We start from the raw sequence: 14,043 nt of genomic DNA, 5'->3' as shown, positions 1-14,043 counted from the left end.
GTCCAAGTATGAAGCAGCGTCAAAAGAAATGCACAGATACGGTTTCCTTCGCCAAACCTCTCACCATCATGACCATCACTAAAAAGAAGCCCCCCCGGGGTGCAGTACCCAGCGGAGGGCTTCTTTTAAGATTTCAGCTCTTCAACAACTGATGCACAACGAGGGCAAATGGTTGGATGTTCCTCAACTTTGCCGACATCAGGGGTGACAACCCAGCATCGTTCACAAGTTTCCCCATCAGCTTTTTCTACCACAACAGCAGCCTTGTCAAGCTTCAAAGCATTGTCCGGTGCTTCATCGTAGGGTCCAGCCACTTCAAAACCTGATACGATAAAAAGTTGGTGTAAACTTTCGGAAATGCTGTCCAATAACTTTTTCACGTCTTCATTCACATACAGTGTCACTTTAGCTGTCAATGATTTCCCGATCACCTTTTGATTTCTGGCTTCCTCCAGAGCTTTGAGAACATCATCCCTGACAAGAAGAAACTCTTTCCATTTTTTCTCCAATTCTTCACCGTTTTGAATTTCTTTGACATCAGGCATATCTGTCAGCTGGACACTTTCTTCCTGTACTCCAGGGATATGGGACCAGACTTCATCTGCTGTATGAGGTAAAATTGGAGACAGCAGCTTTGCCAGCGTTACGACACTTTGATACATGACCGTCTGCATGGCCCTGCGCTCAAAGTTGTTTTCTGCTTCAATATATAATATGTCTTTCGCAAAATCCATATAGAAAGAGCTCAGATCTACCGTACAAAAATTATTGACGGCATGGTAAATGTCCGCAAATTCATACTCATCATAGGCTGTCAGGGAATGTCTTACCAAGTTATTCAGCCTGATGAACATAAACTGATCGACTTCACGAAGTTTTTCAAATGGAACTGCATGTTCATTCGGGTTAAAATCAGCCAGGTTTCCGAGAAGGAAACGGAATGTATTTCTGATTTTACGGTAAACTTCACTGACTTGCTTCAAAATGGCATCGGAAATTCTTACATCTGACTGATAGTCTACAGACGCTACCCACAGACGGAGGATTTCAGCTCCATACTGATTAGTTATCTTTGAAGGTACAATGACATTCCCTAGGGACTTACTCATTTTATGCCCTTCTCCGTCCAGGACAAAGCCATGGCTCAGCACTCCCGTGTATGGTGCTTTTCCTGTTACGGCCACCGCCGTTGTCAGAGAAGAGTTGAACCATCCGCGGTACTGGTCAGACCCTTCCAAATACAAGTCAGCCGGGCGTCTAAGTTCTTCTCTTTCAACTAGGACTCCCTGATGAGAAGAACCAGAGTCAAACCAAACGTCCATAATATCCATTTCCTTGGTAAAAATTCCATTAGGGCTTCCAGGGTGCGAAAATCCTTCAGGCAACAGTTCTGAAGCTTCTTTTTCAAACCAGATATTGGATCCGTGTTTACGGAATAGTTCAGATACGTGAGCAATCGTTTCATCTGTAATAATGGCTTCACCATTTTCCGCGTAAAACACCGGGATAGGCACTCCCCATACCCTTTGTCGGGAAATGCACCAGTCTCCCCGGTCCCTCACCATATTAAAGAGTCTGGTTTCTCCCCAATTCGGTACCCATTTCACGTCTTTAATGGCTTCCAAAATATCCTCTCTGAAATCCTTAATGGAGGCAAACCATTGGGAAGTTGCTCGGAAAATGACCGGTTTTTTGGTCCGCCAATCATGCGGATAAGAGTGGGTGATAAATTCCAGTTTCAGCAAAGCCCCAACTTCTTGAAGCTTTTCTGTAATCGGCTTGTTGGCCTTATCATAAAACATCCCCTCGAATCCTGGAGCCTCTTCTGTCATGATCCCTTTGTCATCAACCGGGCAGAGAACTTCCAAATCATATTGTTGTCCGACAATAAAGTCATCTTCACCATGACCCGGGGCTGTATGGACACATCCCGTACCGGAATCAACCGTTACGTGCTCACCCAGAATGACTTGGGAATCCCTATTGTAGAAAGGGTGTTTTGCAACCACATATTCAAGGGTGGATCCTTGTACCGTTTTGATGACTTTGGCATTTGGCCAATCCAGTACCTCTTTTACATTTGAAACAAGGTCCTCAGCAACTAAATATGTTTTTCCTTCGTGATCCAAGACTGCATAATTCAAGTTTGGATGAACGGCAACGGCCTGATTGGCAGGGATCGTCCAAGGCGTTGTTGTCCAAATAATAATGTTTGTCCCCTCTTCAATGACACCTTTACCGTCCGTTACCGTAAATGTTACATAAATGGATGGCGAGCGCTTATCTTTATATTCAATTTCTGCCTCAGCAAGTGCAGACTCACTTGTAGGTGACCAGTACACAGGTTTTTTACCTTTATAAATATATCCTTTTTTCGCCATTTCGCCGAACACTTTTATCTGTTCCGCTTCAAATTCAGGCTTTAAGGTAATATAAGGATGATCCCAGTCTCCCCTGATACCCAGACGCTTAAATTCACTTCTTTGATTATCAATTTGTTCATATGCGTATTCCTTACAGATTTCCCGGAATTCCGCTAATGTCATTTCTTTCCGGTTTACACCTTTGTTTGCAAGGGCTTGCTCGATGGGCAGACCATGTGTATCCCATCCTGGGACGTATGGAGCACAATAGCCAGCCATAGATTTGTAGCGCACAATAAAATCTTTTAACGTTTTGTTTAGAGCATGGCCCATATGAAGATTGCCGTTTGCAAATGGCGGTCCATCGTGCAGCACAAATAGCGGCCGTCCCTTTGTTCTTTCCTGAACCTTTTGGTAAATATTGTCTTCTTCCCACTTCGCTTGCATTTCCGGCTCTCTTTTTGGTAGATTTCCACGCATCGGGAAATCTGTTTTCGGCATAAGCAGCGTATCTTTATAATCCATCCTATTTCCTCCTTTAATGTTTACATCCGTATATATAAAAAAACAGCCATCTCATCCCAAAAAAGGGACGAGAAGGCTGTTCCCGTGGTACCACCCAATTAGACAATTACCGGTAATTGTCCGCTCAAGCATCCGTATCATGGATGAAACGCTTTTTTCTACTCGCAATGCTTTCGAATCAAGTACTCCAGGGTGATTTTCCACATCTCTCCTATTGCCGGGCTTTCACCTTCCCCGGCTCGCTTGGAATAGGTCTAAGATTGTACTGTCCCTGTCATCGTATTACACATATCATTGAATTGATACCATTATATGAAAGTCTTAAATGCAGAGTCAAGTTTTACTCTAATTCTTCGACTTCTTCTAAACTATTCAGTTCAGTTGCATCCAGTTCAAATTCCATTAATTGGTCCCAATCATCCGTATTAATTAAATCCAGCTGTGCTTCAATCAGCATTCTGAAGCGTGTCCGAAAAACCTTTGCCTGCTTTTTCAACTCTTCAATCTCCAAAGCAATTTTACGTGCTTTTGACAAAGACTCATTTACAATCCGATCCGCATTCTTTTCGGCTTCCCGAATGATGAGCTTTGCTTCCTTCATAGCATTTCCTTTTACTTCTTCAGCTGCTTCCTGTGCAACGACAATGGATTTATTCAACGTTTCTTCAATGGTGCTAAAGTGTCCAAGTCTTTCGTTCATAGATGCAATCTTATCTTCCAATTCTCTCTTTTCCCTGAGGACTAACTCATAATCCTTTATAACCTGGTCAAGAAATTCGTTTACTTCATCCTCGTCATATCCGCGAAAACCTTTGCTGAATTCTTTATTATGTATGTCCACTGGTGTTAACGGCATGATGCCACCTCCATTACACTTCTGTTCATCTACTAATCATATTATACTCGAATTTTGACTAAAGTTGGCGGGTTTCTTAATTAATTTTTTGTTCCAATTTTCAGCCGCGCCTTATTTTTTTTCGTTGTACCCAGAACGTCAATAATTTTGCACCTGCCGAGCCTGCGTCCGGATATAATATCACCTTCCATGCATTCAGCTGCAGGATTTTCAACTGTTTTCCAATTCAGCTTTACACGCTTTTGCTCAATTAAAACTTGGGATTTTTGCCTTGACAGATTAAACGCAGCCGATACGATGGCATCTATGCGCATTGAAGCGGCGGACACCTCTTTTTCGTTCCATTTCTCGGTAGTTTCTATGGCTTTTGTCAGCGGTATTGCTTTAAGACGAACAGCCGCCCGTCCAACTTCCTTCAGTTCTGACAGTAGAAAACGTTCAATCTCTTTACTTGAGAAAAATTGTATTTGATCTTCACCTACAAGAATATCACCGAATTTATCTCTTTTTAAACCTAGTGACATGAGGGAGCCCAATACCATCGGATGTTCTATTCGAACAAACTTTTTCGGATACTCTATTTCATAGAGCCCGACTTGAAAATCCTCTTCCTCCGGTTGAAAATAGTCCGGATATAAGAGAGCTCTTTTCCTCTCGCTTTGTTCCTGGCCTCCAAATAAACCAAATTGTATATCCCCGCCTTCGCCTATGACAGACTGAAGAATATACTGCTGGCGAGGATCCAAAAAATCAGTCAGTTTAGGGGAATAAGTATTCTCCACAAGATGGCGCCAATCAAAAACGGTATCAATAAATGGCTTTTCTTCAGGTCTGAAATGTTGATAAATAGATGACATGTGATACAACTCCTCATGACTGGTACATCATGCAGACACCTGTCCACAAATCCAGGAACTCCTAAAAAAGAGATCAGGGGGGCATTCCCCCTGGGAGCTTTTCAAAAACAACTGTTTTTAAAAACAGCAAAAGCCACTGCTTCAGCAGTTTTTATCTGTTGACATACTCCCTTCAAAATAAAAGGTGTGATATCCGAATCGATGGTCCCGTTCTGTTTTATCCGCAACAATAAAAAAGGAGAGCTGAACAGCTATCCTTTTCTAGCTTACCCATCTCGCAATTTCCAGCAGACCTGCGGTTGCCAGTCTTAACACTAAAAATGCGACAATAGGGGATATGTCAATCATTCCAAGCGGGGGAACAATTCTTCGGAAAGGTTCCAAATACGGTTCACATATCTTGGCAAGAAATTGGCCAATGGCCGATTCTCTTGCGTTTGGGAACCAGGACATTAAAATATAAATAATTAATGCCCATGAATAAAGGCTTATGACTTGCATAATAATGGCTATAATTACGTTCATTTGTCTTATGACCACCTCGGATCCTCAAAATTTTCATCATCAAACATTTCAGTGATATTTCCGGACACCTCCACATTATCCGGTGTACAGAGAAAGATATCCCGGCCAATCTTTTGGATATCCCCTTCAATGGCATACACTGTTCCACTTAAAAAATCTACAATTCGGATAGCCTGATCATGGTGGATTCTCTGTAAATTGACGACTACTGCACGGCGGTTAACAAGGTGATCAGCAACCTCCTGCGCCTCGGCATAAACTCTGGGCTCTACAAGCATCACTTTTGATGACTGCTGAACACTTTGAAGGCTGACTACATTTTGCTTTCGTGAAGGTACAGGATGAGCTTGTTCTTTTTTGGGTTGAGGTTCCATTTCATTTTTTTCTTCTTCGTAATCATACTCATCTTCTAAAAGGAAAAAATTTTTGAACTTTGATTTAATCCCCATTTCTCAGCCTCCTCAACATCATTCTCCGACTAGGGCAGATCCGATACGTATAAATGTCGCGCCTTCCTCAATGGCAATTGTGTAATCATTGGACATTCCCATGGATAGTTCGTGGCATGGCGCATAAGATAAGCCCAGCCCTTCAACTTCTTCTTTCAGCTTACGAAGGCGGCGGAAGCATGTACGCAAAACCTCATCATCATCTATATGAGGGGCCATCGTCATCAGGCCGACAACCTCAATATTTTCATAGGCCTCCAGCTGTTTTATAAATTCCACTGTATTTTCCGGCGCCAAACCGTGTTTGGACTCCTCACCTGATACATTGACCTGTACAAAGCATTTGACAGGCTGTTTAGCACGTTTATTAATTTCTTTAGCCAGAGACTTTCGGTCAAGAGAATGGATGTAATTTACTTTATCCACAACACTTTTAACCTTTCGGGATTGAAGAGTACCGATAAAGTGCCAGGTGGGCTTGTCCCCTAACGCTTCCCACTTTTTCAATAATCCTTCGTCCCGATTTTCACCCAGGTTTTGAATACCTGCGTCCAAGGTCTCAGCAGCTCTCTCAACAGAAACATATTTGGTAACTGCCACAATTTGAATATCCTCCGGGTCCCGCCCAGACCGTTCGCATGCTTCGTTGATCCGTTCTTGAATAATAGATAAGTTTTCCTTGACATCTCTCACTTTGATTACTCCTATTTGTGTTTCTACTTTTTTTCACAGAAAAAGACATTTTCTTAAGTGTACCATAAAAGTATGCGAACGGCATCTAATATCTAGTCCTTTGGAGTTTCCAGCTTCTGTTGGGTATATTGGGTCCCGGCATACCTGACAAGAATGACATCTTGACCGATTTTCATGATTTGATTCCAGGGGATCACTACTTCTTCATCCTTTCCAAAAAATCCAAGCAGCTTTCCCGAAGCGCTGATAATGATCGATTCGATTTTGCCCGTGTCCAAATTTATTTCAATGTCTGTAATGTTTCCAAGTTTTCTTCCATCGGCTATGTTCACTATATCCTTTAATTGAAATTCTGAGATCCTTACCATTGATTTCCGCCTCCATCCTTCGTTTATACAGGCGCTCTATATTATGTATATGCTGAGGGAGCTATGGTTGATGATAATTAACAAAAAGCTGCATTTTTCCAATAGAACAAACAAGAGCCGGATGTCCACTTGGAACCATCCGGCTCTTGTTCTGATTTTTCTCCAGCTGCAGACGGCAGGGGCTCAGGGCCGCTTCAAAAAAACCAATGAAGGCAAACTACGCCATCACTGGTATTTACTCCAGCGCTTGTCGACCCTAAGCACCGTCTTCCGATTTTCTTATTGGCCAGCTGCGGCGCCTATCGACTAGCAGACTTCGCGCCTCAGGTGCTCCTGCGGCGGAGCTTGTTCGAAGAAGTAGAGCTCACCTCGTCGCAAAGCTCATGATGTCTATTCAAAGAAGTCACACACGAAGATTTCAAATTGGTAGGCTTTCCTATGATAAGTCAACATCGGCTCCTGCGTCGCCGTGTTTCCTTTATCTCGTCGGAGGCACTCCAGTCTGTACGTCGATAAACAGGCGCCCTCCGCTTTTCTTATTGAATATTAATATTTTTATTCATTTGCTTGATTGCCGCCTTTTCCAGTCTTGACACTTGCGCCTGGGAAATCCCGATTTCTTCTGCAACTTCCATTTGGGTTTTCCCCTGAAAAAAACGTTTTCGTATAATCAACTTTTCCCTGTCATTTAAATGCTGCAGCCCGTCATGTAATGCAATCTCCTCAATCCACTGACTGTCGCGGCTTCGCTCATCACTGATTTGATCCATCACAAAAATCGGATCACCGCCGTCGTTATAAATGGGTTCAAATAAAGAAACAGGGTCTTGGATAGCATCCAAAGCAAACACCACTTCTTCATGGGGGATTTCCAATTCCTTGGCAATTTCTGCGGCAGTCGGCTCCTTTGAAGTTTTCGCCATCAGGCGTTCCCTTACATGGAGTGCTTTATAAGCGATATCGCGTAATGATCGTGATACACGGATAGGGTTGTTATCCCGCAAATATCGGCGGATTTCCCCTATAATCATCGGAACGGCGTAGGTGGAAAATCTAACATTTTGGCTTAAATCAAAATTATCGATTGATTTCATCAGTCCTATACAGCCAACTTGAAAGAGGTCATCCACGTATTCTCCCCTGTTGTTAAAGCGTTGGATGACACTTAACACCAGGCGGAGATTGCCATTGATCAGTTTATCCCTAGCTGTCACATCACCTTGCTGCATCTGTCTCAACAGTTCTCGCATTTCCTCATTTTTGAGAACAGGCAGCTTTGAAGTATCTACACCGCAAATTTCCACTTTATTTCGCTTCACTTATTTCCCTCCTAGCAGGAGCTGCTAGAAATAAGTATCTCCGAGCATGGAAATTATATGCATGGTGTCCTGTGATGCGGAAGTGAAAATTGATCAAATTTTATACAAAAGTTAAGGAAAATCTAGTCACACCGGCTCTATACCATTTTGTTAAATTCTTTTCGAAGGCGCTTAATAATTCTTTTTTCGAGCCGGGAAATATACGATTGAGAAATACCCAAAATTTCTGCTACATCCTTTTGGGTCTTTTCTTCTTCCCCTGCAAGGCCAAACCGCAATTCCATGATTTGCTTCTCTCTTTTTGTGAGTTTTTCCAGTGCTGTCAACAGCAATTTTTTATCCACGTGTGCTTCAATATCACGGGTAATAATATCATCATCTGTACCCAACACATCCGACAAAAGCAGTTCATTGCCATCCCAGTCAATGTTTAATGGTTCATCAAAAGACACTTCGGAGCGAATCTTATTATTCCGTCTCAAATACATTAAAATTTCATTTTCTATACAGCGAGATGCATATGTAGCAAGCTTTATTTTCTTTTCCGGATTAAATGTATTGACTGCCTTGATCAGCCCAATGGTGCCTATACTGATTAAATCTTCAATATTGATTCCTGTATTTTCAAATTTTCGTGCAATGTATACGACGAGCCGCAAATTCCTTTCAATCAATAGAGATCTTGCTGTTTTATCACCTTTCGGCAGCTTATTTAATAAAATGGCCTCTTCTTCCCTGGTAAGGGGTGGAGGCAGGGCTTCGCTTCCCCCAATATAATAAATTTCATCCGATTTCCAGCCAAATTTCTTCAGTACCTTATACCAATAATAGGTGATGTACAAACGTAATTTTTTCATGCTGCTTCCTCCTTTCATCTTTTCTCCGCAAATTAAGAAGCCGGTTGTATCACGGACTGCTCCACCATAAGCGGATGTACAATGCATTGAAACTGGCCATCACTTGATAATTCCTGATCCGTAAAAATGATTAATGCTTTTTTTACGGCTCTTTGACCTTGACCCATATGAATATAAAGTGCATCGGGTTTAAAAGCACATAACAATTGGTTGTTATCCCCAAGCGTCTTTGCCGGTACCAGCCTCATTTTATTACTCCATTCATCCGGCAATTCATGGACGAAATCAAGGGGATTATTTTGTCTCACCGACAAATGTTGAATCACAGCAGGAAGCTGGTCCTTTAACCGGGTAATAGATAAGACCATGACTGGAGTCTTCGAGATGGGCTCATATAGTTGATTCCCGCTGTCAATCAATCCTTTCATTTGGAAATCCAGATCATTGATATGAATCGTCAGGTCAATCAGGACATCATATTCCACTGAAGAAGCCGTCAGGTCTTCCACCCTTTTTTTTGAAAAATACCAGGCAACCGGAAAAGCTGCAGCTACAAACAGCCAGCTGACCGGATCCCCGAATCCCCTTATGCTGTCCAATGAAACAGCGGTCTGAAGTTCGATATCATATCGTATGAAATAATGGGTCCCCAACAAAATTCCGCCAAATAAAAAAGTGGAAAAATAGAAAGTCAGCAAACAAGTGACGAATAACTTCAGTCTTTTGAACCCAAATACTGTCCATACCATACAGCCTGAAACACCTATTTTCGCCAATGGATGAGCAGCCCATGAAGCTAATGGTGTCAATGTGAACAGTATCAGACTTGCACCCATCAGACCTGCTAGGATCACCCTCCACATGCTTACTTGCCTTTTCAAAATAATTGCGGTAAACCAAAGCAGTAAACTGTCCACGAGGAAGTTTAATAACCAGATGACATCCATATAAATCGTCATGGGAAAGGCCCTCCTTATAGGATGCAGCCATAGAATGCCAGGCTTTTTTTATATCATAGCTATGGTTAGTATAGCTGACGTCTCGTCTGGAATGTGTCAGTTTCTGTATGTAAATTTAGAGAAGTTTTCACAATAAATATCGAAGAATGGCTAATGAAGGAATTGCCTTTGAGGCTAGCAATGATGGTAAAAAGAGTAGACAAAGGCGAATGTGCCTGTTCATCAGCGTTCAGACTGAAGCAACTTATGGTAAACGCCTTGAACAGTACCCAATTAATGTGATTACCATACAGGAAGCTTATTAGCCCGGCTGCTGATTTCAATTCAGCGTGAAATTGCTTCATGCAGCTTTGCGGCCAGTTGAAAGCTGAAAAAGCCTTCCCCAAATAAACTGTGACGCAGGAGAAAGGCCTCATGTGACATTTGTGGGAGAGTGCATCACCGTTTTGCATAGAGGCAGCTTTACTCCTTTGAAAAAGCTTGAGCATTGATGGATCGGAAGCTCAAACAATGCTATCCACAGGTGCCGTAGCGGGGGAAATAGAATACATCCAAATACATTCGTTTACATTTTCCTCAACAAAAAAACCAGATGGATCATCTGGTTTTTTGCTTATTTTACCTTCTTCGATTTCGGTTTCTTAGGAAGGTTGGTATATCGAGCGTATCTTCAATAGGCTGCTGGCTGGTTCTTGCCGGCTCCTGAGGAACTTCTTCCCTTTTTTGGTCACGATTTTGTGCCGGGGTTTGCTGTGTTCTCATTTGTCCGAACAAAGGAGCTTGCTGCTTTGCCTTTGACGTCAATTCATTAAACCCTGTGGCTATCACCGTAACTACAATTTCATCTTTTAAGTTATCATTGATCACTGAGCCAAAAATCATATTTACTTCCTGATCTGAAGCAGTGGCTACAATATCAGCAGCTTCCTGCACTTCATACAAACTTAGATTTGCACCGCCTGTAATATTCATTAACACGCCTTGTGCTCCATCAATGGAAGTCTCTAGCAGCGGGGAAGATATAGCCTTTTTAGCAGCTTCAGCAGCCCTATTTTCACCCGTAGCCACACCTATGCCCATAAGGGCTGACCCTTTATTGGTCATAATGGTTTTTACATCCGCAAAGTCTAAGTTAATCAATCCAGGTACAGCGATAAGGTCGGAAATCCCCTGAACACCCTGCCTGAGTACATTATCCGCTTCCCTAAAAGCTTCAAGCATCGGTGTGCTTTTATCTACAATTTCCAAAAGCCTGTCATTTGGAATAACAATGAGTGTATCGACGGCATCTTTCATTGCTTCAATTCCGCCGCTTGCCTGATTAGCACGCTTGCGTCCCTCAAATGTGAATGGCCTCGTGACGACACCCACAGTTAAAGCACCTAAATCCTTAGCAATTTGAGCGATCACAGGGGCCGCTCCTGTTCCGGTTCCTCCGCCCATTCCTGCCGTAACAAATACCATATCAGCACCTTTTAGTGCTTCTTCAATTTGTTCCTTGCTTTCTTCCGCCGCCTTTTTGCCTACTTCCGGATTGGCTCCAGCACCCAATCCCCTTGTAAGCTTGGCACCGATTTGCATTTTTATTTCAGCTTTAGATAAGTTCAAAGCCTGAGCGTCTGTATTGACAGCAATAAATTCAACGCCCTGCACTTCATGCTCTATCATCCGGTTAACAGCATTGTTTCCGCCGCCGCCAACCCCGATTACTTTTATGGTTGCCAATGAATCAATATTCGTATCGAAATCCAACATGACATGTCCTCCTGTTCGTTTTATTCAACCCGGTCACTATTCAAAAAAGTAGCCAAAAAACTTTTTTACTTTTGTTGATATTTTTTTATCAGGATCTCTATCCTGCTTTTGTTTTACCGCATGTTGTATATCTTGTGCGGTACCGTAATCTTGATCATTTGTCATTTGTACCGATGAGGCACTGACATTTCTTCCTTGCAATCTGGCATTCTTATATGCGTACTTAATCAGTCCGACAGCAGTGGTATACTGCGGCTCCCGAACACCTATATAATCTGGAATAGCAACCCTTACCCGGCTCTGGAAAATCACTTGAGCCAATTCAATCACTCCCGGCATATTTGCACTGCCGCCGGTGAGGACAAATCCACCAGGCAAGTCGGTCACACCCATTCTGTTCAGCTCTTCTTTCACCAATTCAAAAATCTCTTCCATTCTTGCTTCAATGATGTCGGCCAGTTCCAGTTGGTTAAATTGCTGGTGCTGGTCACTTCCAATAATGGGAACACTGAATACTTCATCTTCCGATGCATGATCATAAAACGCATGTCCATATGTAATTTTAATCTTCTCCGCGTCATCCGTAGCCGTTCTCAGACCAATCGACAGATCTTTCGTAATGTGCTCTCCACCGACAGGAATGACACTGACACTCTTTATGCTGCCATTTTCAAAAACAGAAAGTGTGGTTGACCCGCCTCCCATATCAATCAAAGCAGTTCCCAATTGCTGTTCGTCTTTCGATAGGGCCGCCGACGCAGATGCAAGCGGTTGTAAAACGATATCTGTGATACTAAGTCCTGCACGCTCAACACAGCGAAGCGTGTTATGTAGAATGGTTTTGGCCCCGGTAATAATCGTCCCTTCCATTTCAAGGCGGACTCCGATCATTCCCCGGGGATCAGTAATCTCATCCAATCCATCTACAATAAATTGGCGCGGAATCACGTTAATAATTTCCCTTTCAGGAGGAATCGAAATCACTTGGGCTGCATCCATCACCCTTGCTACATCCTCATTTGTAATTTCCCGATTTTGGCTGGAAACTGCCACCACTCCGTGGCAGGGCTGTAAAGCAACATGAGTACCGGCTATACCGACAATCACATCATCAATCTTCATTCCTATCATTCTTTCTGCCTGCTCAACCGCACTTTTGATCGAATGAACGGTTTCATCTATATCAACAATTGAGCCTTTTCGAATTCCCTTGGCACTGACATTTCCAACCCCTATTACATTTAAGGAGTCGCTGCCCATGGAACCTATAATGACTTTTACTGTAGATGTTCCAATATCGAGACTGACATACATCTCGCTGCTGTTCATTCCGCGGCACCTCCTTCAACTCTCTCTTTAACATCAATGAATCTATCGAGTTTCATCATATAATCATCCTTGACAAAGCAATTACTTGTATGTATTCGGCAAATTCAAGTAATTTCCTTTTAATCTCTTAAATTATTTATGAGTTTCCATCGTTAAATTTTGGGCCTGGAGCCTTTTTGTTCAACAAAATTTGACAACATGCGTCGTTCTTCTTATCCAGCTGTATGCTTATATACTAAAAACAACAGCTAAATATTAGTCTACACTAAGATGGAGTCCTAGAAAAGCCAAACTTACGACAAGACCCCATTAAAGATGATCGGAGAACATTTGTCGAACTTTATCTGCCCGGGCCCAACGAGTAATCTATCTTTAAAATAGAGAAGGTGGGCTTCACTCCTCCTGCCCGTCTCCTTCTCCGTTTTCTTCTCCTGGCTCGTATGCTTTGAAAAATGACCCTACTTCCAAGTCAATGACTCCTTTCACCTTCGGATCCAGCTGACTGACAAAAGATGGGTAGTGGATCATTTTCTCAGAAAACGACAAGATCGTTGCCGTTACCTCATATCCATCATTCATATATAATGTAATGTGGTACTTGTCCGTTTTCTTGGGAGTGTAATGGATTTCTGAAATAACATTTACAATTTCCGGAGGCAGTTTTTTTAATTCCTTTGCCATTTCTTCCAATATTTGGTTTTCTTTAAAATTTGATAATATCGGCGCACTTACGGGAACCTCGCCCTCCGGATGATTTACTATCAGACCATTTTCCAAAATGGGATGAAATTCTGTTCCTGTGGATACGTAGGCAATTGTATCATATTCCACAACCTCCAGGACTGCTGTATTAGGGAACCCGACTTTCACCTTTGCCTCTTTAATTTCTTGATGTTCTTCGAGTTTTTGAACGATCTTTTTTCTGTCAAGCTTCCAGATATTATCCCCTTTTTCCAGACCGCTCTCTTGGATAATCGATAGGTCGGGCACAGATTCATTGCCCTCCACTTTTATGTTGGCAACATGGCTTAAAGGTGATTGAAAATAGATCACCAAAATAATAAGAAGAAAAAATAATGAAATAAGGAAAATGAGCCGTCGGTTTGCTTTACGCTTTCGATGCTCCTTTATTTTTGGAATCCTGTCTTCCAAGGATAAAACTTTCCTTTTATCCACGGTCATTCCCCT

At 42.4% G+C, this 14,043-nt stretch carries 14 protein-coding genes and 1 other annotated feature; of the genes, 1 reads left to right on the top strand and 13 read right to left on the bottom strand.

The window, feature by feature from the left end:
- Window positions 1-125 precede the first annotated feature (125 nt).
- The 7 genes from ileS to ACFSCZ_RS03470 form a co-directional block, all read right to left on the bottom strand.
- Window positions 126-2,888, bottom strand: coding sequence for an isoleucine--tRNA ligase (ileS, locus tag ACFSCZ_RS03500; RefSeq protein ID WP_380772359.1), 2,763 nt, complete (start codon window positions 2,886-2,888; stop codon window positions 126-128).
- 60 nt (window positions 2,889-2,948) lie between these two features.
- Window positions 2,949-3,175: a binding site (T-box leader), on the bottom strand.
- Between the two features lie 53 nt (window positions 3,176-3,228).
- Window positions 3,229-3,744, bottom strand: coding sequence for a DivIVA domain-containing protein (locus tag ACFSCZ_RS03495; protein ID WP_380772358.1), 516 nt, complete (start codon window positions 3,742-3,744; stop codon window positions 3,229-3,231).
- 80 nt (window positions 3,745-3,824) lie between these two features.
- Window positions 3,825-4,601: a YlmH family RNA-binding protein gene (locus ACFSCZ_RS03490; RefSeq protein WP_380772357.1), complete on the bottom strand. Its 777-nt coding sequence runs from the start codon at window positions 4,599-4,601 to the stop codon at window positions 3,825-3,827.
- A gap of 261 nt (window positions 4,602-4,862) precedes the next feature.
- Window positions 4,863-5,126: a YggT family protein gene (locus ACFSCZ_RS03485; RefSeq protein ID WP_380772356.1), complete on the bottom strand. Its 264-nt coding sequence runs from the start codon at window positions 5,124-5,126 to the stop codon at window positions 4,863-4,865.
- A 5-nt stretch (window positions 5,127-5,131) separates the two neighbouring features.
- Window positions 5,132-5,575 (bottom strand): cell division protein SepF, encoded by a 444-nt coding sequence (locus ACFSCZ_RS03480; protein ID WP_380772355.1) that lies wholly within the window; start codon window positions 5,573-5,575, stop codon window positions 5,132-5,134.
- A gap of 18 nt (window positions 5,576-5,593) precedes the next feature.
- On the bottom strand, window positions 5,594-6,268 hold the full coding sequence (locus ACFSCZ_RS03475) for a YggS family pyridoxal phosphate-dependent enzyme (RefSeq protein ID WP_380772354.1): 675 nt from the start codon (window positions 6,266-6,268) through the stop codon (window positions 5,594-5,596).
- A 92-nt stretch (window positions 6,269-6,360) separates the two neighbouring features.
- The gene (locus tag ACFSCZ_RS03470; protein WP_380772353.1) at window positions 6,361-6,636 is read right to left on the bottom strand and encodes a YlmC/YmxH family sporulation protein; all 276 of its coding nucleotides are present in this window, start codon (window positions 6,634-6,636) and stop codon (window positions 6,361-6,363) included.
- Between the two features lie 70 nt (window positions 6,637-6,706).
- On the opposite strand from ACFSCZ_RS03470, the gene ACFSCZ_RS03465 reads away from it, so the two are divergent.
- Window positions 6,707-6,946 (top strand): hypothetical protein, encoded by a 240-nt coding sequence (locus tag ACFSCZ_RS03465; RefSeq protein WP_380772352.1) that lies wholly within the window; start codon window positions 6,707-6,709, stop codon window positions 6,944-6,946.
- Window positions 6,947-7,172: 226 nt separating this feature from the next.
- On the opposite strand, the gene sigG is transcribed toward ACFSCZ_RS03465, so the two are convergent.
- The 6 genes from sigG to ACFSCZ_RS03435 form a co-directional block, all read right to left on the bottom strand.
- Window positions 7,173-7,955 (bottom strand): RNA polymerase sporulation sigma factor SigG, encoded by a 783-nt coding sequence (gene sigG / locus ACFSCZ_RS03460; RefSeq protein WP_380772351.1) that lies wholly within the window; start codon window positions 7,953-7,955, stop codon window positions 7,173-7,175.
- Window positions 7,956-8,092: 137 nt separating this feature from the next.
- Complete coding sequence (sigE, locus tag ACFSCZ_RS03455; protein ID WP_380772350.1) at window positions 8,093-8,812, bottom strand: RNA polymerase sporulation sigma factor SigE; 720 nt, start codon at window positions 8,810-8,812, stop codon at window positions 8,093-8,095.
- A gap of 32 nt (window positions 8,813-8,844) precedes the next feature.
- Window positions 8,845-9,771 carry a sigma-E processing peptidase SpoIIGA gene (spoIIGA, locus tag ACFSCZ_RS03450; protein WP_380772349.1) on the bottom strand — a complete coding sequence of 309 codons (927 nt, stop codon included), beginning with the start codon at window positions 9,769-9,771 and terminating at the stop codon, window positions 8,845-8,847.
- A gap of 618 nt (window positions 9,772-10,389) precedes the next feature.
- Window positions 10,390-11,526, bottom strand: coding sequence for a cell division protein FtsZ (gene ftsZ, locus ACFSCZ_RS03445; RefSeq protein ID WP_380772348.1), 1,137 nt, complete (start codon window positions 11,524-11,526; stop codon window positions 10,390-10,392).
- A gap of 36 nt (window positions 11,527-11,562) precedes the next feature.
- A complete protein-coding gene (gene ftsA, locus ACFSCZ_RS03440) occupies window positions 11,563-12,855 on the bottom strand; it encodes a cell division protein FtsA (protein WP_380772347.1) in 1,293 nt (430 codons plus the stop codon).
- 393 nt (window positions 12,856-13,248) lie between these two features.
- Window positions 13,249-14,037, bottom strand: a complete 789-nt coding sequence (locus ACFSCZ_RS03435; RefSeq protein ID WP_380772346.1) for a cell division protein FtsQ/DivIB — start codon at window positions 14,035-14,037, stop codon at window positions 13,249-13,251.
- Window positions 14,038-14,043 lie beyond the last annotated feature (6 nt).

This window comes from Siminovitchia sediminis (assembly GCF_042680885.1).
Classification (GTDB): Bacteria; Bacillota; Bacilli; order Bacillales; family Bacillaceae_C; genus Siminovitchia; species Siminovitchia sediminis.
This window is presented reverse-complemented; position numbering and strand designations above follow the sequence as displayed.

Bases quoted from the DNA above. Each gene is read 5' to 3' on its own strand.
- ileS (WP_380772359.1), bottom strand. From the start codon at position 2,888: ATGGATTATAAAGATACGCTGCTTATGCCGAAAACAGATTTCCCGATG.
- ACFSCZ_RS03495 (WP_380772358.1), bottom strand. From the start codon at position 3,744: ATGCCGTTAACACCAGTGGACATACATAATAAAGAATTCAGCAAAGGT.
- ACFSCZ_RS03490 (WP_380772357.1), bottom strand. From the start codon at position 4,601: ATGTCATCTATTTATCAACATTTCAGACCTGAAGAAAAGCCATTTATT.
- ACFSCZ_RS03485 (WP_380772356.1), bottom strand. From the start codon at position 5,126: ATGAACGTAATTATAGCCATTATTATGCAAGTCATAAGCCTTTATTCA.
- ACFSCZ_RS03480 (WP_380772355.1), bottom strand. From the start codon at position 5,575: ATGGGGATTAAATCAAAGTTCAAAAATTTTTTCCTTTTAGAAGATGAG.
- ACFSCZ_RS03470 (WP_380772353.1), bottom strand. From the start codon at position 6,636: ATGGTAAGGATCTCAGAATTTCAATTAAAGGATATAGTGAACATAGCC.
- ACFSCZ_RS03465 (WP_380772352.1), top strand. From the start codon at position 6,707: ATGATAATTAACAAAAAGCTGCATTTTTCCAATAGAACAAACAAGAGC.
- sigE (WP_380772350.1), bottom strand. From the start codon at position 8,812: ATGAAAAAATTACGTTTGTACATCACCTATTATTGGTATAAGGTACTG.
- spoIIGA (WP_380772349.1), bottom strand. From the start codon at position 9,771: ATGACGATTTATATGGATGTCATCTGGTTATTAAACTTCCTCGTGGAC.
- ftsZ (WP_380772348.1), bottom strand. From the start codon at position 11,526: ATGTTGGATTTCGATACGAATATTGATTCATTGGCAACCATAAAAGTA.
- ftsA (WP_380772347.1), bottom strand. From the start codon at position 12,855: ATGAACAGCAGCGAGATGTATGTCAGTCTCGATATTGGAACATCTACA.
- ACFSCZ_RS03435 (WP_380772346.1), bottom strand. From the start codon at position 14,037: ATGACCGTGGATAAAAGGAAAGTTTTATCCTTGGAAGACAGGATTCCA.